7 protein-coding genes are annotated in these 20368 nt (G+C 74.5%); 1 reads left to right on the forward strand and 6 read right to left on the reverse strand.

What is annotated here, in order from left to right:
* Positions 1-287 precede the first annotated feature (287 nt).
* Entirely contained in the window at positions 288-701 is a 414-nt protein-coding gene (locus tag ACH4N1_RS34660; protein WP_398104457.1) for a hypothetical protein, read from the forward strand.
* 63 nt (positions 702-764) lie between these two features.
* Here the strand turns inward: ACH4N1_RS34660 and ACH4N1_RS34665 are convergent, their stop codons facing one another.
* The 6 genes from ACH4N1_RS34665 to ACH4N1_RS34690 form a co-directional block, all read right to left on the reverse strand.
* Complete coding sequence (locus ACH4N1_RS34665) at positions 765-1811, reverse strand: methyltransferase (protein WP_398104459.1); 1047 nt, start codon at positions 1809-1811, stop codon at positions 765-767.
* Positions 1808-2095 carry a DUF6059 family protein gene (locus ACH4N1_RS34670; RefSeq protein ID WP_398104461.1) on the reverse strand — a complete coding sequence of 96 codons (288 nt, stop codon included), beginning with the start codon at positions 2093-2095 and terminating at the stop codon, positions 1808-1810. The genes ACH4N1_RS34665 and ACH4N1_RS34670 overlap by 4 nt, the downstream gene beginning before the upstream one ends.
* Positions 2096-2151: 56 nt before the next feature.
* Positions 2152-3744, reverse strand: coding sequence for an FAD-dependent monooxygenase (locus ACH4N1_RS34675; RefSeq protein ID WP_398104463.1), 1593 nt, complete (start codon positions 3742-3744; stop codon positions 2152-2154).
* Between the two features lie 99 nt (positions 3745-3843).
* Complete coding sequence (locus tag ACH4N1_RS34680) at positions 3844-8457, reverse strand: type I polyketide synthase (RefSeq protein WP_398104465.1); 4614 nt, start codon at positions 8455-8457, stop codon at positions 3844-3846.
* A gap of 44 nt (positions 8458-8501) precedes the next feature.
* Complete coding sequence (locus ACH4N1_RS34685) at positions 8502-15116, reverse strand: type I polyketide synthase (protein ID WP_398104467.1); 6615 nt, start codon at positions 15114-15116, stop codon at positions 8502-8504.
* Between the two features lie 44 nt (positions 15117-15160).
* On the reverse strand, positions 15161-20368 hold a 5208-nt coding region (locus tag ACH4N1_RS34690), incomplete at its 5' end, for a type I polyketide synthase (protein ID WP_398104469.1).

Raw genomic sequence — 20368 nt, forward strand, 5'->3', positions numbered from 1 at the left:
CCTGGTTGGCGGATGCCAGCCGGGCGCGGGCCAGCCGCGCCGTCTGCCTGCCGTGGGGGGGGGGGGGGGGGGGGGCCCCCCCCCCGCCCGCGGCCCCCCCCCCCCCCCCCCCCCCCCCCCCCCCCCCCCCCCGCCCCCCACCCCCCCCCCCCCCCCCCCACGGCGTTCTCCCGGACGGCACTCCCCGCCCGGCTGCGAAAGACCGGCGAAAGGGGGCCTTTAGCGCCCGACTCGACGATGGACGTCGTTCCGGAAGTGCCGTCGTCCTGCCGACCTCAGGGAGTGCCATGGAGAACATCGTCATCGACAACGTGACGGAGAAGACCGTCAAGTACCACTACATCGGCCAGAACGAGCCGCTCCCCATCCAGAAGGTCGGGGACGCCATCGTGTACTTCGACGAGATCTACGACGCCGACGGCGCGACGATCGGGCACACCGTGGGCATGGTGACCGCCACGCACGTCGCCCCGAACGGGCACCTGATGACCCACTACGAGGAGGCCATCGAGCTGCCCGACGGCACCCTGCGCTCCAGCGGGACCATCGACCGGCAGCTCATGCTCGGCGGCGAGTGGGCGCGGTTCCCGGCCATCGGCACCGGCGGCAAGTTCCTCGGGCTGACCGGCACCCGGGAGTGGGGCCTGATCCTCCCGGTCTCCACCATGACCGTCAACCTGCGCATCCACCTGCACGCCTGACGGACATGACGAAGGCTGCGGAGGCGGTCCGCCTCCGCAGCCTTCGTCATGTCCCCCCGCGGCTCAGCGCGGCTTGCCACCGATGACCAGCACATGGCCCGCGGTGCCGAAGGGCCGCGCCGTGATGCCGTCGAAGCCGGCCTCGGTGAGATAGCCACGGCACTCGGACTCCAGGTACTCGGAGCCACCGCCCCGCGTGGCCAGGAACATGCTGAGGCTGGCGATGAGCTTCGCCTTGTCGGAGCGCTGGTCGTCCATCATCCGGTCGAACACCAGCAGGAGTCCCCCCGGGTTGACGGCCTGCGCCGCCTTGCGGACCAGCATCCGGCGGACGTCGGGAGACCAGTTGTGCAGGACGTCGCCGAAGACGACGACGTCCGCCGCCGGCAGTGCGTCGGTGAAGAAGTCGCCGCCGTGGAAGCGCGTGCGCTCCGACACCCCCCTCTTGGCCGTCAACTCCGCAAATTGCGTCTTGAGCTGAGGAAGATCGAAAACACCCACCTCCAGGTGCGGGGCGATCCGGGCGATGTGCGACGCGTGATGGCCGCGGGCGCCGCCGACGTCGAGGACGCTGCGGTACCCGGACCAGTCGACCGCCTCGGCCAGAAGCTCCCCCGGAACGGAGTTGTAGGAGTCCAGCCCGTCGAGGAAGTCCTCCAGCGTGTCCGGCCGGCCCACCACCGAGGCGTAGAACCCACTGGTCCAGTCGTCGCCCCGGGGCCCGTCGCCGCTCTCGTCCGACGTGCCCCGCAGCGCACCCGCCACTCCGCCCCACGACGGATACATCAGGCGGCTGTAGTACCCCAGCGAGCTGCCCATGTAGCCGGGCTCCCCCTCGACCAGAAAGCGTTCCGCCGCCTCACTGTCGCGGAACTTGTCGCCGTCCTTCTCAAGGAGGCCCAGGGCGATCAGCAGGTGCAGGAAGTCCGCCACCGGCTGCGGATCCAGCTGCAGCCGACGGCACAGCTCGTCCGCCGTCGCCCCGCCCCCGCGCAGGGCCGTGAAGAATCCGAGTTCCACCGCAGCGAGCAGCGCCTGTGCTTCGGCGAACCGATTGGCCACGTCGAGGATTTCCTGCGGGTCGTCGGGGGACAGTCGCTGAGGGGTCATGTGCCGTGCTCCTTCTCTCGACGTGACGCCGCCCTCGGGCGGCGTCCTGAAGTCGTCATATGGTGTTGTCCGGCCGACCGGTGCCGAGCCGTCTGCGACTGCAGCCGGCGGAACAGCATGTGCTCAGCCTCGCTCTCCGAGCCCGGCGGGCACAGCCGCTCGGGGTGGCCCGGCGAAGGCCCGGTCAGGACCGGGGGCGGGGGCGGGATCTGGAACCAGCACTGGCCGAGGGCGACCAGGGCGTCGTAGAGAAACCGGAGGCAGCAGCCGATGTGCGGGAACATGGCAGCACTGTGCCCAAGTGCGCCAAATTTCCTCTGAAGCGATACGCCGGGGCGGTTCAGGCTCTCGCGGTCTCCGCCGGGCACGAGCCGAACCAGCGGTCCAGCGCCGCGGACGGCGAGTCGTGCTCGTCGCCGTGGTCGCGCGCCCAGGCGACGTACCCGTCCGGGCGGACGAGCAGCGCGGCCACCTCCGGATGGCCGGGGCACCGCCCCTCGGCCCAGCGGACGTCGTCGCGCACCTGCGTGATCCCCCGCAGGTCGGACGCGTCCGCGGCGCCCACCAGCAGTCCACGGCCGTCCGCGAGGCAGTCGGCCGGTCCGGTGCCGCTCCCGGCACGGGTGGTCACCAGCTCCGGCACGAACGTACCGACGAGCGGATGTCCGCCGTCGCTGCCGTAGGTGACGTCCAGGGCGTGCACCATGCCGATCAACAGCGCCTTGGCCTGCGGGAGTTCCACCAGGTCGGTGACGAGTTCGCGCAGCGCGTCCACCTCCGGCCCGTACCGCAGCAGGGCCGTCTGCGCGCGCGAGTTGCGCAGCACCCGGGCCGCCACGTGATGCCGTTCGGCGGTGTAGGTGTCCAGGAGCTCCGCCGGTGCCGTGCCGCGGGCGACCCGGGCCAGTTTCCAGCCGAGGTTGGCCGCGTCCTGGATGCCCAGGTTGATTCCCTGCCCACCGAACGGCGAGTGGACGTGCGCCGCGTCGCCGGCCAGCAGTACCCGGCCGCGCCGGTAGGTCGAGCTCTGCCGGGCGTTGTCGCTGTAGCGGAACGGCGCACCGACGGCGGTCACCGTGACGTCCGTTCCGCTCACCCGGCGCAGCACCGTCTGGAGTTCCTCCCGGGTCACGGGTGCCGGACGCGCGGCGGGCGGTGTGCCGTGTTCGAGGGCGACGATCTGGCCGGGGACGACATCGACCATGAGGACGCCGCGTGCCGTCCTGGTGAAGCCGTGCGGCAGCTTCTCCGGGTCCAGCAGGACCACGTCCTCGCCGCCGACGGCGAACAGGGTGGGATCGGTGCCGGGGAAGTCGAACCCGGCCAGGCGCCGCACCACGCTGCGTCCGCCGTCCGCCCCCACCAGATAGCGGCCGCGGATGCGCTGCCCGTCGTCGAGACAGGCGGTCACGCCCTCCGGGTCGGTGGCGAGGTCCGTGACGGCGCGCCCCCGGACGATCTCGACGCCGTGCCGGACGGCGTGCTGCGCGAACACCTCCCGCAGGGCGGCGTACGGCACCGGCAGCAGAGCCACCTCGGAGAACTCACCGGCCGGGTCGGTCAGCGGCACCATGCCGATGTGCCCCTTGGTGATCCCGCCGCTGCCCAGGGTCGTGGAGGTGACCTGGCCGTCCACCGGCCGGTGCGTCGCCCGCTGGGCGTCCGGTCCGGTCGCCCGGCCGATCAGCCCGCGCAAGGCCTGCTCGGCGGCCCGGACGACCGGCCGGTCCAGCTCGCGCAGGGTGAGGGTGCGCATCGTGCGCGTGGTGACTCCGCGCAGGGCGGGACTGTCGGCGCGGCCGAGCCGGCCGAGCTTCTCGACGACCACCACCGAGGCACTGGCCAGCCCCAGTTCGGCTGCCAGGAACAGTCCGACGGGCCCTCCTCCGACCACCACCACATCGGCGTCGATGTTCACGTCAGCGGCATGCACGATGCCCGTCACTCCCTTTCTGACCGTCCTCGTGTCCTTGTGTATTCGTGTCATCGGGGCCGCCCTGCCCGTCTTCTCGCATCCTTCCGCCGAGACCCCTCAGGCGGCGGTCACGCCCTCGAACGCCGCGTGCAAGTAGCCCGCGAGCGCCGACGGACTGGGGTGCTCGAAGATCTCCGAGAGCGGCAGCTCGATGCCCGTGACCTCGACGAGCCTGTTGCGCAGTTCGAAGGCCGTGAACGAGGTGAGTCCCAGGTCCACGAAGGTCGCGTCCTCGGGCACGGCGTCGACGGTGCTGTGCCCGAGGGCGAACGCGGTGCTCCTTCGCACCAGGGACAGCAGCGCGCCCTGCCGTTCCTCGGCCAGCAGTTCGGCCAGGTGCGCGGTGACCTTGTTGCGGCCGCCCGCGGCGCCCGGATCGCGGTCCCCCGGTGCCGCGTCGAACAGGTCGCGCAGCAGCGGATGGGCCGACCGCCCCGCGTACTCGGTGAGCAGTTGGGTGAGCGGGACGGGGGCGGCCACGAGCGAGGGCTCGCCGCCGCCGAGCGCGCGGTCCAGTGCGGCCGTCAGGTCGGACCCGGCAGCGTCCGTCGCCGCCCGAGCCACACTGATCCCGGCTGCCCCGGCCGCTCGGCGCCGCAGTACCAGCGCGTCGTGGACGGCGTGCAGGAGGGCGTGCTCGATCCGGCTGCCGCCGTCGAGCGGGCTGGTGAACGGGGAGAACAGTACGAAGTGCGCGGGCGGCCGTTCCCGTGTGAGGTCGTCCAGGTTGCGCGCGGCGTCGGCCGCGGCGCGGATGTCGAGGCCCTGGTCTGCGGGGTCCCACGAGTCACCGGCCGGGCCGAGGTGCAGGACCGCGCCGAGCGGGTGCTCGGACGGTACGGCCGCGAGGGCGGCGGCCAGCCGGGACCGGTCGGCGAGGTCGCAGGGGACGACCGTCGTGGGGCAGCCGTGCGTCAGGCCGGCCGGATCCTCCGTGGGGGCGAAGGCCCGGCCGGGCCGGGAGAGCACCAGGACGTGGTCGGCGCCGCGTTCCGCCGCCCAGCGTGCCGCCGCTCTGGTCGGCCGGGCGCCCCCGTCCGTGATCACGACGGTGCCGGTCAGGGCCGGTGCCGCGGCCGACGGCGACGCCGTGTCGCGGACCAGGCGCCGCACCCGCACCCCGCCGGGGCGCAGGGCCACGTGGTCCGGTCCCGTCGGGTCGGCCAGCACCGCGACGAGCCAGTCCAGTTCGCGCCGGGTGGGCCTCTCCGGCAGGTCGACGAGCCCGTACCACGGTGTCCTGGCGGAGCGCCGCGTCTCTCCGAGCGCCCACAGCAGGGCGGCGGCGGTGCCGGTCCGGTGACCGTCGGGGTCTACGGCCGCCCGGGTGACGCACCACAACGGCACGTCCAGGAGAACCTCCGCGAGGGCCGCGTCGAGGCGGTGGGTCGTCAGGAGTTCCGACGGGGCGGCCTCGACGAGGTCCTCCGTCCGCGCGTGGCAGGCGATCAGCGAGAGGACACCGGCCACGTCCGGGGTCTGCGCGTCCGCCCCCGTGGCGGTGCCGAGCGCGGCACGCAGGGCAGCAGCCACGTCCGCGCCGGCGTCGAGGACGACGGCGACCACCTCCGCGCCGGCGCGGGTCAGGGCGGCGGTGACCGCGGACAGGTACGGGTCGTGCGCACCGCTCCGGGGGAACACGGCGAGCCAGCGACCGGTCAGGAGCGGCACGCCGGGCACGGCCGTCCACGGCCAGGCCGTCCGGTGCACGACGCAGTCGGCGGGCGCGGCGGTCCCGGGGCGTTCGCGCCAGGCGGAGAGGCCGGCGACGAGGTCGGCCAGGGTGCGCGGACGGTCGGCGTCCCCGCCCAGGATCCGGGCGACCTCCTCGACGTCGCCACGGTCGACAGCCGTCCAGAACCGGTCCCGGCGCGGCTGGTCCTCGGCGGGGATCGAGGGCAGCCAGTAGCGCCTGCGCTGGAAGGGGTAGGTCGGCAACTCGGCCGGCGCCGGGGGAATCCCGCCGAAGGCGGGACGCCAGGAGACTTCGGTTCCCTCGACGTGGAGCGCGGCCAGCGCGGTGAGCAGGGTCTCGGGCTCCGGCCGGTCGCGGTGCAGCAGCGGCGTGACCACCCGTGCCGTGCCCGGCCCGGCCTGCGAGTCCGCGGGGGCGGCGAAGGACGGCGTTCGCTGGACCAGCGCGGCGAGCACGCCGTCGGGGCCGAGTTCCACATACGCCTCGGTGCCCAGTTCGCGCAGCCGCGTCAGACCGTCGTGGAAGCGCACCGTGCCGCGCAGATGCTCCACCCAGTACTCCGGCGAGCGCAGCCGTTCGTCGGCGCTCGCCCCGGTGCTGCCGCAGACGATCGCGATCCGGGGCTCGTGGAAGTCGACCTTGGCGACGACCCGGCGGAAGTCGTCGAGGACGGGGTCCATCAGCGGGGAGTGGAAGGCGTGGCTGACGGTGAGGCGGCGGACCTGACGACCCTGGACACGCCACCGCTCCGCGATCCGCTCCGTCTCGTCCGCCGCTCCGGACAGGACCACGGCCCGGGGACCGTTGACGGCGGCGATGCCGAGCCGGCCCTCCAGGCCGGCCACGGCCTCGCGCACCTCCTGCTCGGTGGCTTCGACGGCGATCATCGCGCCGCCGTCGGGCAGGGCCTGCATCAGCCGGCCACGGGCCGCGACCAGCATGGCGGCGTCCTCCAGCGAGAGCATGCCGGCGCAGTGCGCGAGGGCCAGCTCGCCGACCGAGTGCCCGATCAGGTGGTCCGGGTGCACGCCGAAGGCGGCCAGCAGCCGGAACAGGGCGACCTGGAGGGCGAACAGGGCAGGCTGCGCGTACTCGGTGCGGTCCAGCAGATCGGCGTCCGGCCCGTTGCCCGACGCCCGGACGACGTCCCGCAGCGGCCGCGAAAGGTGTCGGTCCAGGGCCTCGCAGGCCTCGTCGAAGGCGGTGGCGAAGGCCGGGTAGGCGGAGTGGAGTTCCCGGCCCATGCCGAGGCGCTGGCCGCCCTGGCCCGAGAACAGGAACGCCGTGCGCGGCGGCGCGGCGGCGGTGCCCGTGCGCAGCCGCGGTGAGGTGCCGTGCTCGCAGAGGGCGCGCAGGCCGTCGATGAAGGAGGCGCGGTCCGTTCCGACGACCACCGCGCGGTGTTCGAAGGACGAGCGGGTCGACGCCAGCGCCCAGCCGATGCGGGCGGGCGTCTCCTCGGGCCGGGTCCGCAGGTGGTGCAGGAGCCGCCTGGCGCTGTCGGCCAGGGCGGACTCGGTGCGCGCGGAGAGGACCCAGGGCTGGGTGGTGGGCTCGCCGGTGGCGGATTCCCGCGGGGCGGGCTCCGGTTCGGGGGCCTGTTCGACGATCAGGTGGGCGTTGGTGCCGCTGATGCCGAAGGAGGAGACGGCGGCCCGGCGCGGACGGTCCACCGCTGGCCAGGGGACCTGTTCGGTGAGCAGCCTGACCGCGCCCGCCGACCAGTCCACGTGCGGCGACGGCGCGTCGACATGGAGAGTCCGCGGCAGGCGGCCGTGCCGCATGGCCTCCACCATCTTGATCACCCCGCACACCCCGGCGGACGCCTGGGTGTGCCCGAGGTTGGACTTCACCGAACCGAGCCACAGCGGCCGGTCCGCCGGTCTGCCCTGCCCGTAGGTGGCGAGCAGCGCGTCGGCCTCGATGGGGTCGCCGAGCGGGGTCCCGGTGCCGTGCGCCTCCACGACGTCGATGTCGGCGGTGAGCAGCCGGGCGTCGGCCAGGGCCTGGCGGATCACCTGTTCCTGGGCGGGGCCGCTGGGGGCGGTCAGGCCGTTGCTGGCCCCGTCCTGGTTGACGGCGCTGCCGACGATCACCGCGTGCACCCGGTGGCCGTTGCGGCGGGCGTCGGAGAGCCGCTCCAGCAGGAGCACTCCGGCGCCCTCGGCCCAGGCGGTGCCGTCCGCGGCGGCGGCGAACGGCTTGCAGCGGCCGTCGGGGGCCAGGCCACGCTGCCGGCTGAACTCTATGAACCCGCGAGGGCTGGGAAGCACCGTGGCGCCGCCGGCGAACGCGAGGGAGCAGCTGCGGTTCAGCAGCGCTTGGACGGCCAGGTGGATCGAGACCAGGGAGGAGGAGCAGGCGGTGTCCAAGGTGATCGCGGGCCCCTTGAGGCCGAGCGTGTAGGCGATCCGCCCGGAGGCCACGCTGGTCTGGTTGCCGACGGCGAACCCCTCGATGCCGGCGGGGACGCCGTGCGGGGTCACCGGGCCGTAGTCCTGGGCAATGACTCCGACGTACACCCCGGTGTCGCTGCCCTTGAGCGCGGCCGGATCGATGCCGGCCCGCTCGGCGGCCTCCCAGGTGATCTCCAGCAGCAGCCGCTGCTGGGGGTCGGTGGCCAGGGCCTCACGGGGGCTCATCCCGAAGAAGGCGTTGTCGAACTCACCCGCCTGGTAAAGGAATCCACCACGGTCGACGTAACTGGTGCCGGAGTGCTCGGGGTCGGGGTGGTGGATGTGCTCGATGTCCCAGCCCCGGTCGCGCGGGAACGGTGTGACGGCGTCCGTGCCGGAGTCGACGAGGTGCCACAGGTCCTCCGGGGACTGAACCCCTCCGGGATAGCGGCAGGCCATGCCGACGACGGCGATCGGTTCCTGGCGTTCCGTCTCCAGTTCCCGCACCCGCCGACGGGACTTGATGAGGTCGGCGGTGACGCGTTTGAGGTATTCGGTGAGCTTGCCTTCTTCGGTCACGGCTGGGCCGCCCTCCCCGGTGGTGTGGTCTGCACGGTCCCCGCTCACCGTCCGAGCTCCCGGTCGATCAGGGCGAAGATCTCCTCCGTCGCGGCGCTGTGGATCTCCGTCTCCGGTGCCTCGGGCCCGGCCGCCTCCGCCGGGTCCGGGCGCAGCCGCCGCGCCAGCGCCTCCAGTCGGGACAGGACCTCGTCCCGTACCTCGGTGGTGCCGGGTCCCTCGGTGGCGAGCCTCGCCTCGAGGTCGCTCAGGTCGGCGAGCAGCGCCTGGTCCGCCGACCGGGGGGCGAGTTCGCCGAGCAGGTGGTCGGCGAGTTCGGCCGGGGTGGGGTGGACGAAGACGACCGTGGCCGGCAGGCGCAGCCCCGTGGCCCGGTTCAGCCGGTTGCGCAGTTCCACCGCGGTGAGCGAGTCGAAGCCGAGTTCCTTGAACGGCTGGGTGACCAGGACGGCGTCCGACGAGTCGTGGCCGAGGACGAGCGCCGCGTTCTCCCGGACCGTCTCCAGCACCAGCCGCCGGCGCTCGGCCGGATCGGCCGCGTCCAGCCGGGGCGCCAGGCTCTCGGCTGCCGCCGCGGTGCCGGCGGCCTGCCTCGGCGTGTGGCGGACCAGGTCGCGCAGGACGGGGTGCAGCATCCCGCTCTCGGCCTGCCGGCGCAGTGCCGCGGTGTCGAAGAGCGCCGGGACGACCGTCGTGTGGCCGCAGTCCATGGCGGTGTCCAGCAGGTGCAGGGCGGTCTCCTCACTCAGGGGCAGGACACCGGTGCGCCGCAGCCGGGCCTGGTCGCCCCCGTCGAGGTGGCCGGTCATTCCGGAGGCTTCCGACCACAGGCCCCACGCCAGGGAACGCGCCGGCAGCCCGCGGGCCGCCCGGTGCTGGGCCAGCGCGTCCAGGAACGCGTTCGCCGCCGCGTAGTTGGCCTGTCCCGGCGCGCCGACGGTCGAGGCCAGGGACGAGAAGAGGACGAAGGCGGAGAGGTCCAGGTGTTCGGTGAGCCGGTGCAGGTTCCACGCCGCGTCGACCTTGGCGCGCAGCACGGAGTGCAGCTGGACGTCGGTGAGGTGGGGGACGGTGGCGTCGTCGAGCACTCCGGCGAGGTGGATGACCGCGGTCAGCGGGTGGGCGGGCGGTATGTCCGCCAGCAGGGCCTCGAGCTGCCGGGCGTCGGCGGCGTCGCAGGCGGCGACGGTGACGTGCGCGCCGAGCCCGGTCAGGTCGCGTACCAGGTCGGCGGCGCCGGGGGCGTCGGGTCCCCGGCGGCCGACGAGGACCAGGCGGGTGACGCCGCGGTCCCGTACGAGGTGCCGGGCGACGATGCCGCCAAGGGTGCCGGTGCCCCCGGTGAGCAGCACGGTGCCGTCGGCGTCGGGCGGCGCGGGCAGCGCGAGCGCCAGTTTTCCGGTGTGCCGGGCCTGGCTGAGGAAGCGCAGGGCCTCCCGCGCCTGACGGACGTCCCGGCTGTGCACCGGGAGCGGGGAGAGCACGCCGTCGGCGAAGAGCCGGGCGAGGTCGGCGAGCATCTCCCCGATCCGCTCCGGGCCGGCGTCGAGGAGGTCGAACGCCCGGTAGTGGACGCCGTGGTGGTCACGGGCGACGGTGTCGGCGTCGCGGACGTCGGTCTTGCCCATTTCCACGAACCGGCCGCCGGGCCGCAGGCAGCGCAGGGAGGCGTCGACGAACTCACCTGCCAGCGAGTCGAGGACGATGTCCACGCCCTGCCCGCCGGTCCGCTCGGCGACCATGGCCTCGAAGCCGAGGTCGCGGGAGGAAGCGATGTGCTCGTCGGGGACACCGAGACGGCGCAGCACCGGCCACTTGCCGGGACTGGCGGTGGCGAGCACGTCGAGTCCCCAGTGCTCGGCGAGTTGAAGGGTGGCCATGCCGACGCCGCCGGTCGCCGCGTGCAGCAGCAGCCGCTGCCCCGGTCGTGCGCCGGCGAGGTCCCGCAGCCCGTAGTAGGCGGTGAGGAAGACGATGGGGACGGTGGCGGCCTGGGCGAAGGACCAGCTGTCGGGCATGCGGATCAGCATGCGGTGGTCGGTGACGGTCACCGGTCCGGTGCCGTGGGTGATGAGCCCCAGCACGCGGTCGCCCGGCCGCAGGCCGGTGACTCCGGGACCGGCCTCCAGAACGACGCCCGCGCCCTCACCACCCATCCGTCCGTCGCCCGGGTACATCCCGAGACAGATCAGTACGTCGCGGAAGTTGAGGCCGGCCGCCCGCAGGGCCACCCTCACCTGGCCGGGTTCGAGCGGCTGCCCGAGTTCCGGGCAGGCGGCGAGGACGACGTTGTCGGGGCTGCCGCGTTCGGAGAGGTCCAGCCGCCACGGCCGTCGGTCCTCGGGGACCTCCAGGTCGGGGTGGGGTCCCGTGTCACGGGCCAGGCGGGGGCGCAGCGGGGTCCCGGCGCGCAGGGCGAGCCGCGGCTCGCCGGTGGCGAGGGCGGCGGGGACGGCGTCCCAGGAGGCGTCGTCGACGTCGAGCAGGACGAACCGGTCGGGGTTCTCGGCCAGCGCTGCCCCGACCAGGCCCCAGACGGCGGCTCCGGCGAGGTCGGGGGCCGGTTCCCCGGCTCCCGTGGCGACGGCCCCGCGGGTGATGAGCACGAGCCGGGCGTGGGCGTGCGTCTCGTCGGCCAGCCATTGCTGGAGCAGGCCGAGCACGGCGGCGGTCAGGGTGTGGGTGTGCTCGGCCGGGTCGGCCTCCGGGGTGCGCGGCACTATGGTCAGCACCGTGTCCGGTGCGGGGGCTGCGCTGTCGGCCCCGGCACGCAGGGCCGGCAGGCCGCGGTGGCACGGGAGCGGTCCCGGGCTCGTGGTGGGGTCGGCGATCCGCAGCGCGGCTTCTTCCGCCGCGGCCCGGCCGCCGGTCACGGGGACGGCCACGACGGCCCAGCCGGGTGTGGGGGGCCGGGTGGTCCCCTGCTCGGGCAGTGCCGTCCAGTCCAGGTGGAACATGCCGTCGCCGGCCTGCTGCGCGGTCGCGGCGAGCCGGGCGGGATCGATGCGGCGCAGGGTCAGTGCGGCGGCGGTGAGCACCGTCCGTCCGTCGGTGTCCACGGCGAGCAGGGCGAGGGCGTCCTCTCCGGCGGGGCTGAGCCTGACCCGTAGCGTGCGGGCGCCGGTGGCGTGCAGGCGCACGTCGCGCCAGTGGAACGGCAGCCGGATGCCCTCGGCGGTGTCCTCCTCGGTGAGGAGGGAGTGCAGACAGGCGTCGAGCAGGGCGGGGTGGACGCCGTGGCCGGTGACGTCGGTCTCGGCGGGCAGTTCCACCTCGGCGTACAGGTGGGTGTCGTCACGCCACAGGGTGCGCAGGCCGCGGAAGGCCCCGCCGTACCGGTACCCGAGGTCGGCGAGGCGGTCGTAGGCGTCCGTCAGGTCGACGAGGCGGGTGCCGGGCGGCGGCCAGGCGGCGCCGGGGCCCGCCGTGTCCGTCTCCTCGGCGGGGTTCTCGGCGAGCAGGCCGCAGGCGTGGCGGGTCCACTGGCCCGAATCGTCGTCCTGCGCGGGCCGGGAGTGGACGGTGACGCGGCGCCGTCCGTCGGCGTCGGTGGTGACGGCCACCTGGATGTGGATCGCGCCGTCCTCGGGCAGCACCATCGGTGCTTCCAGGGTGAGTTCCTCGACTCCGGCGCAGCCGGTCTGTGCGGCTGCGTGCAGGGCGAGGTCGAGCAGGGCGGTTCCGGGGAGCAGCACGGTGCCGGCGACGGCGTGTCCGCCCAGCCAGGGGTGGGTGCTCCGCGAGAGCTGGCCGGACAGGACCGTGGCGCCGGTCTCGGCGGTGCTCAGGGCGGCGCCGAGCAGGGGGTGCGGCGTGTCCTGGAGGCCCAGCGCGGGGGCGTCGACGGCGCCGTCGGGGGTGTCGATCCACAGGCGGCGGCGCTGGAAGGGGTACGTCGGCACGGGCGCCTGCCAGGGCGGCGCGGCGCACTGGACGGCCCGCCAGTCGACGTCGGCGGCCTGGGTGTGCAGTTCGGCGGCGGAGGTGAGGAACCGGCGGCCGGCGGGCTCGTCGCGGCGCAGGGTGCCGACGGTGAACACGGTCGCCCCGGCCGCCTCGGCGGTTTCCTGGACGGCGGTGGTGAGGACCGGGTGCGGGCTGGACTCCACGAACACGCCGTAGCCGTCCTCGGTGAGGCGTCGCGTGGTCTCCTCGAACCGGACGGGCCGACGGAGGTTGCGGTACCAGTACTCGGCGTCCAGGGTCGTCGTCTCGACCGGGCCGGCCTCGACGGTCGAGTAGAACGCGGTGTGGGCGGCCCGTGGGGCCAGGCCCGCGAGGGCACCGGTGACCTCGTCCCTGATGGCCTCCACGTGCGGGGAGTGCGAGGCGTAGTCGACGGGGATCGGACGGGCCTTCACACCGGCCGCCCGGTAGGCCTCGACCAGCCCGGCGACGGACTCGGGGTCACCCGCGACGACGGTGGCGGAGACACCGTTGACGGCGGCGATCGCCACTCCCGGCCGGCTCCCGGCCGTCGTCCGGGCGACCTCGGCCGCGGGCAGGGGCACCGACGCCATCGCCCCCGTGCCGGCGAGCCTGGTCAGGGCGCGGCTGCGCAGGGCGACGACCCGCGCCGCGTCGTCGAGGTCGAGCGCGCCCGCGACGTGGGCGGCGGCGATCTCGCCCTGGGAGTGGCCGACGACCGCGTCGGGCACGATGCCGACCGACCGCCACAGCCTGCTCAGGGCGACCATCATCGCGAAGAGCGCGGGCTGCACGACGTCCACGCGTTGCAGCAGTTCGGACCGGCCGCCCTCGCGCACGGCATCGATCAGCGACCAGTCGGTGTGCGGGGCCAGCGCCTCGGCGCACTCCTCCAGGGCCTTCCGGAAGACGGGCGAGCGTTCGAGCAGGTCCCCGGCCATGCCCTCCCACTGGGTGCCCTGGCCGGGGAAGACGAAGACGGTGCGTCCGGCCGGGGTGACGGCGCCGTCGACCAGGTGCCGGCTGCTGCGGCCGGCGCCGAGGGCCTCGAGGGCCTGCCGCATCTGGTCGCGGTCCTCGCCGAGGAGGACGGCGCGATGTTCCAGCAGGGACCGGCCGCCCGCCAGGGTGGCGGCGATCTCGGCGTCGTCGGCCGTGACGCCGCCCTCCAGCCAGGTGTGCAGCCGCCGGGCATGGTCCCGCAGGGCGGCGTCGGTGCGCGCGGACAGGATCCACGGCGGCATCTCCGTGGCGACCGTCGGCCGGGGCGGGGCGGCGGCCGTTTCGGCGGGCGGCGCCTCCTCGATGACGACGTGGGCGTTGGTGCCGCTGATCCCGAAGGAGGACACGCCCGCCCGGCGGGGACGCCCGCGCCGAGGCCAGGGCCGCTGGTCCGTCAGGAGGCGGACGCTGCCCGCGGACCAGTCGACGTGCGGCGAGGGCTCCTCGGCGTGCAGCGTGCGCGGCAGCAGGTCGTTGCGCAGGGCCATGACCATCTTGATCACGCCGGCCACGCCGGCGGCGGCCTGTGTGTGGCCGATATTGGACTTGACGGAGCCCAGGCTCAGTGGGGCGTCCGCGCCCCGGCCCCGGCCGTAGACGCTGATCAGCGCGCCGGCCTCGATCGGGTCGCCGAGGGTGGTGCCGGTGCCGTGTGCCTCGACGGCGTCCACGTCGGCGGGGGTGAGGCGGGCGTTCGCCAGTGCCTGGCGGATGACCTGTTCCTGGGCCGGTCCGTTGGGGGCGGTGAGCTGGCTGCTGGTGCCGTCCTGGTTGACGGCGCTGCCGCGGACCAGGGCGAGAACGGGGTGTCCGTTGCGTACGGCGTCCGACAGCCGTTCGAGGACGAGGAGCCCTCCGCCCTCACCCCAGGCGGTGCCGTCGGCGCGGGCGGAGAACGGCTTGCACCGGCCGTCGGGGGCGAGACCGCGCTGGCGGCTGAACTCGACGAAGGTGTCCGGGGTGGCCATGACGGTGACGCCGCCGGCCAGGGCGAGGGTGGTCTCGCCGCGGCGCAGGGACTCGGCGGCGAGGTGGACGGCGGTCAGGGACGAGGAGCAGGCGGTGTCCAGGGTGACCGCAGGACCGCGCAGGTCGAAGGTGTGGGCGACCCGTCCCGAGGCGACGCTGCCCGCGCTGCCGCTGCCCAGGTAGCCCTCGAAGGTACTGGGCATGGGGCGCAGCCGGCCCGCGTAGTCGCTGTACATCACGCCGGTGAAGACGCCCGTGGCGCTCGACCGCAGGCTCCGTGGCGGAATGCCGGCCCGTTCGAGGGCCTCCCAGGCCAGTTCCAGGAGCAACCGCTGCTGGGGGTCGGTGGCCAGCGCCTCCCGGGGGTTGAGTCCGAAGAACTCGGGGTCGAACAGGTCGGCGTCGTACAGGAAGCCGCCGCGTGTGGTGTAGGTGCGGCCGGGGGCCGTCGGGTCCGGGTCGTAGAGGGCGTCGGTGTGCCAGCCGCGGTTGTCGGGGAAGTCGCCGGTCGCGTCCCGGCCGTCGGCGACGAACTGCCACAGGTCATCGGGTGTCTGGATGCCGCCGGGGTAGCGGCAGCTCATCGAGACGATCGCGACCGGCTCGTGCCTGGCGTCGTCGAGGGTACGCAACTCGGCCTTGACCAACTGGAGTTGGCCGGTGACCCGCTTCAGGTATTCGCGCAGCCTGCGTTCGGTCGCGTTCTGCTCCGAGTCCGCTGGTTCGGGGGAGGTGGGTGCTGTGGTCGCTTCGGTCGGCACGCTGGTCCGTCCTCTCGGAGGCTCGGAGGGCATTCGGTGGCTCATCAGGAGGCCCCGAGTTCACGGTCGATGAGGTCGAAGATCTCCTCGTCGCCGGCGTCGTCGAGGCTGTCCGCGACGGGGGCTGCGGCGTCCTGGGCGACGACCGGCCGGTCGAGTGCCAGCAGCAGTCCCCTGAGCCGTTCCACGGCGGACGCGCGGACGGCCTCGTCGTCGGTCAGTTCCGGCAGGGAGCGGGCGAACTCGTCGAGCGGGGCGAGCGCCCGAGAGGCCGGTGTCGGGTCGTCGGACCTGCTCAGCGCCAGCAGGTGGTCGGCGAGCGCTTCCGGCGTCGGGTGGTCGAACATGACGGTGGTGCCGAGCCGGAATCCGCTGAGCCGTTCCAGGTCGTTGCGGAACTCCACCGCCGTCAGCGAGTTGAAGCCCATGTCGAGGAAGCCCCGGTCGGCCTGGACGGCGTCCGGGCCGGTGTGTCCCAGGGCCGCCGCGGCCCCACGGCGGACCGCATCGAGCAGGACCTCGCGCCGCTGGGCGAGGTCCGCTCCCGCCAGTCGGCGCCTGAGGGTCTCGGCGCCGGTGGGTTCGGGCCGGGTGCCGCGTCCGGCCGCGGCACGCACCGGCCGGGCGGGCACGAGGCCGTGCAGGACGGCGGGCAGGGTGCCGGAGTCCGCCTGCTCGCGGAGCGAGCGCGGATCGAGGCGGGCGGCCGTCAGCACCGGGTGGGGCAGCGTCAGAGCGCGGTCCATCAGGGCGAGCGCGTCCTGTGCGGCGAGCGGGACCACTCCGGTGCGGCGCAGGCGCGCCAGCTGCGCGTCGCTGAGCGTTCCGGTCATGCCGCCGCCGTCCTCGGCGAGCCAGCTGCCCCACGCCAGGGAGGTGGCGGGCAGGCCCCTCTCCCGGCGCTGTTCGGCGAGGGCGTCCAGCGTCGCGTTGGCAGCGGCGTAGTTGGCCTGTCCGGCGGAGCCGAGGACGCCAGCGATCGAGGAGAACAGCACGAACGCGCTCAGGTTTTCCTCGCGGGTCAGCCGGTGCAGATGGAGCGCGGCGTCCGTCTTGGGCCGCAGCACGGTGTCGATGTCGTCGGGTGTCAGGGACTCCACGACGCCGTCCGCGAGCACGCCCGCGGTGTGGAAGACGCCGGTGAGCGGGTGGTCGGCCGGCACGGTGCGCAGGAGGGCCGCCAGGGCCTCGGAGTCGGCGACGTCGCAGGCCGCCGTGGTGACCAGGGCGCCGGCCGCGGTCAGTTCGGCTTCCAGTCCGGTCGTGCCCGGCGCCGCGGCGCCTCGGCGGCTGACGAGCAGCAGGCGCCGTGCCCCGTGACGGTGGACGAGGTGGCGGGCCACCTGGCGGCCCAGCGAGCCGCCGGCACCGGTGACCAGGACCGTGCCGTCGGGATCGAGCGGGGTGGCCGGCAAGGTGTCACCGGTCCGGGCGACCGGTGCCAGACGGGGGACGCGGGCGGTGCCGGCGCGCAGGTCGGTCTCCGGTGCGTCGCCCTGGCATGCGGCGCGGAAGACGTTCGGCGCGGTGTCCTGCCCGTCGGTGTCGATCAGTATGAACCGATCGGAGTGCTCGCGCTGCGCGGCCCGTACGAGGCCCCGCCGTGCGGCGCTCGACAGGTCGGCGCCCGGTTCCGCGCCGCGGGTGACGACGATCAGGCGGCACTGGGACAGGCTTTCCTCGGCCAGCCAGGCCTGGAGCGTCGCGAGGAGCCCCGTCAGCTCCGTGCGCACGGTCTCCGCCTGCTCCACCGGCTCGGACCCGGGGGCCGCGGACGGTGCCCGGTCCGCGAGCACGACGAGGTCGGGTGCGACGCCGGTGGCATCGACGGCGCGGGCCAGGGCCGCGACGTCCGGGTAGGCGGCGGTTCCGGCGGGCACCGCGCATCCGGGGGCGAGCGCCGCCGGGTCGCCCAGCAGGGCCCAGCGCCGTGCCGGGGGCGCCTGCGGTGCGGGCGGTTCGCTCCAGTCCATGACGTACAGGTCGCCCCGGTCGCCCGGGATGAGGCCCGCGATGTCGGCCGTCGGCACCGGCCGGGTGGTGAGGGAGTCGACGCGGGCGACGAGCCGACCGTCCTGGTCCCGTGCCTCCAGCCGCAGCCGGTCGGGGGCGAGCGGGGTGATGCGTGCCCGCAGCGACGTGGCGCCGGTCCTTTCGACCCGCGCGCCGCTCCAGGCGAAGGGCATCACCGGTGTGCCGTCCGCGGTACCGCGCTCCGACCGGGTGAGCAGGAAGCCGTGCAGCGCGGAGTCGAGGAGGGCGGGGTGGATCAGGAACTCGTCCGGGTCGGTGGTCCCGGGAAGTTCGGCCTCCACGAGGATGGCGTCGGCGTCCCGCCAGGCGGCGCGCAGTCCCAGGAACGTCGGGCCGTAGCGCAGCCCCATGTCGGCGAGTTCGTCGTAGAACGCGTCCACGGGCAGGGGCTCTGCTCCGGCCGGCGGCCAGGGGCCCGGCTCCGGGAACAGGTCCGGGTCCGTCGGGGTCGGAGTCCCGGCGCTCAGGCGTGCGGTGGCCTGCCGGGTCCACGCGGTGGACGTGTCGGCGTTCTCCGGCCGAGAGTACAGAGCCACCGTCCGGTCGCCGTCCTCCCGGGGTTCGCCGACGACCAGCCGCAGCAGGACGTCCCCGTTCGCGGGCACGGCCAGCGGCGACTCCAGCAGGAGCTCGGCCACCTCGGTCAGGCCGACGTGGACGCCGGCGTACAGCACCATGTCGAGCACGGCCGTGCCCGGCAGGAGCACCGTTCCGGCGACGGCGTGGTCGATGAGCCAGGCCGGGTTACCGGCGGCTATCCGGCCCGTCAGGGTCAGGCCGGCGGACTCCGGGTGGTCCAGGACCGCCCCCAGCAGCGGGTGGTGGGCGGCCTCGAGTCCGGCGGTCGTGACGTCCGCGGTCGCGGCGGCCGGCTCCAGCCAGTAGCGCTCGCGTTGGAAGGGGTAGGTCGGCAGGTCGGGAGAGGCGGGACCCGCCCCCAGCCAGGCGGGCAGGTCGACGGGGACGCCGTGCACGTGGGCCTGGGCCAGCGCGCGGGCCACTGCGAGGTCCTCGGGCTGGTCGGCCCGCAGGAGCGGGATCACGACGGGGCGCGGATCCGTGGCCGGCAGGCAGTCCAGGGCCATGGGCGTCAGCACGGCGCCGGGTCCGAGCTCGATCAGCATCTCGGCGCCCTCCTCGCGGGCGCTCCGCACGGCGTCGGCGAACCGGACCGTGCCGCGCGCGTGGCGCACCCAGTGGTCGGCCGAGCCCAGTTGCTCGTCCGTGGCGCGTTCGCCGGTGAGCGCGGAGATCACGGTGAGGGTGGCGGGCCGGTAGTCGAGCTGCTCCGCGACGGCGCGGAATTCGTCCAGCATGGCGTCCATGTGGGAGGAGTGGAACGCATGGCTCACCGTCAGCTGCTTCGTCCTGCTCCCGGTCGCGGCGAGGGCGCGGGCGACCTCGGCGACGGCGTCCGCGTCCCCGGACAGGACCACGGAGGCGGGGCCGTTCACGGCGGCCACGTCGACGCCGTGCGGGTGGCCCTGACGCTCGATCGCCTCGCGGACCGCGTTCTCGGTCGCCTCGACGGCGACCATTGCGCCGCCCGTGGCGAGCGCCTGCATGAGGCGTCCCCGGGCCGCGACGAGCTTGACCGCGTCGGGCAGGGAGAACACCCCGGCGACGTGTGCCGCCACGATCTCGCCGATGGAGTGGCCGAGCACCATGTCCGGCCGTACGCCGAAGTGTTCGAGGAGGCGGAAGAGGGCGACCTCCAGGGCGAAGAGTGCCGGCTGGGTGTAGGCGGTGGTGTCGAGCAGGGCGGCCTCGGGGGTGCCGGGCTCGGCGAGGAGGATGTCGCGCAGCGGACGGTCCAGGTAAGGGTCGAACTCTGCGAACAGCGCGTTGAGGGCGGCGGCGAAGACCGGATGTGCCTCGTACAGGCCCCGCCCCGTGCCGGGGCGCTGGCTGCCCTGCCCGGTGAACATGTGGCCCACCGCTCCGGGGCGGGCGAGGCCGCTGAGCACGCCGGGTGCCGAACCGCCCCCGGCGAGCTCCTGGAGTCCCGCGTGGAAGTCCTCGGCGTCGCGGGCGACGACGGCCGCGCGGTGATCCCAGCGGGTGCGGGTGGTGGCGAGGGCGCGGGCGACGGCTGCCGGGTCGGCGTCGGCGAGGCCGTCCCGCAGGGCGGCGGCCAGGTTGGCGGCCTGTTCCCGCAGCGCCCGCGCGGAACGCGCCGACAGGATCCACGGCACCGGTCCCGCCGGCCGGGCGGGCTCCGCCCGGCCGGTCGCGGCCTCGTCCGGCGCCAACTGCTCCAGGACCACGTGGGCGTTGGTCCCGGAGATGCCGAACGCCGAGACTCCGGCCCGGCGCGGACGGTCCACCTCCGGCCACGCGACCGCTTCCCGGAGCAGTTCCACGCGTCCGCTTCCCCAGTCGACGAACTCGCTGGGTGCGTCGACGTGCAGGGAGGCGGGCAGGACGCCGTGCTCGATCGCCTTCACCATCTTGATCACGCCGGCGACTCCGGCGGCCGCCTGCGTGTGCCCGATGTTCGACTTGACCGATCCCAGCCGCAGCGGGCGTTCGTCCGGTCGTCCCTGCCCGTACGTGGCCAGCAGCGCGCCGGCCTCGATGGGGTCGCCGAGCCGGGTGCCGGTGCCGTGTGCCTCCACGGCGTCCACGTCGGCCGGGGACAGGCCCGCGTCCGCCAGCGCCGAGGCGATCACCCGTTCCTGGGCGGGTCCGTTGGGGGCGGTCAGGCCGTTGCTCGCGCCGTCCTGGTTGACCGCCGACCCCTTCACCACCGCCAGCACCCGGTGGCCGTTGCGCCGGGCGTCCGAGAGCCGTTCCACGAGCAGCAGGCCCGCGCCCTCGCTCCAGCCGGTGCCGTCGGCGGCCTGCGCGAACGGCTTGCACCGGCCGTCGGGGGCCAGCCCCCGCTGACGGCTGAACTCGACGAACATCGAGGGGGTGGACATCAGGGTCACCCCGCCGGCGAGCGCGAGGTCGCATTCTCCGCGGCGCAGGGACTGGGCGGCCATGTGCAGCGCCACCAGCGACGACGAGCACGCCGTGTCCACGGTGACCGCGGGGCCCTGCAGACCCAGCTGGTAGGCCACCCGGCCCGACGCCACACTCGCCGAGTTGCCGATGGCCAGATACCCCTCCACCTCTTCGGGCGCCTGGCGCAGGCGGGAGCTGTAGTCGTTGTACATCACGCCGGTGAACACACCGGTCTGGGAGCCCCGCAGGCCGCCGGGATCGATCCCGGC

This window comes from Streptomyces sp. NPDC017202 (genome assembly GCF_044331705.1).
Taxonomy (GTDB): Bacteria; Actinomycetota; Actinomycetes; order Streptomycetales; family Streptomycetaceae; genus Streptomyces.

Excerpts from the sequence above, each read along its gene's own strand:
- ACH4N1_RS34660 (WP_398104457.1), top strand. The coding sequence starts at position 288 with ATGGAGAACATCGTCATCGACAACGTGACGGAGAAGACCGTCAAGTAC.
- ACH4N1_RS34665 (WP_398104459.1), bottom strand. The coding sequence starts at position 1,811 with ATGACCCCTCAGCGACTGTCCCCCGACGACCCGCAGGAAATCCTCGAC.
- ACH4N1_RS34670 (WP_398104461.1), bottom strand. The coding sequence starts at position 2,095 with ATGTTCCCGCACATCGGCTGCTGCCTCCGGTTTCTCTACGACGCCCTG.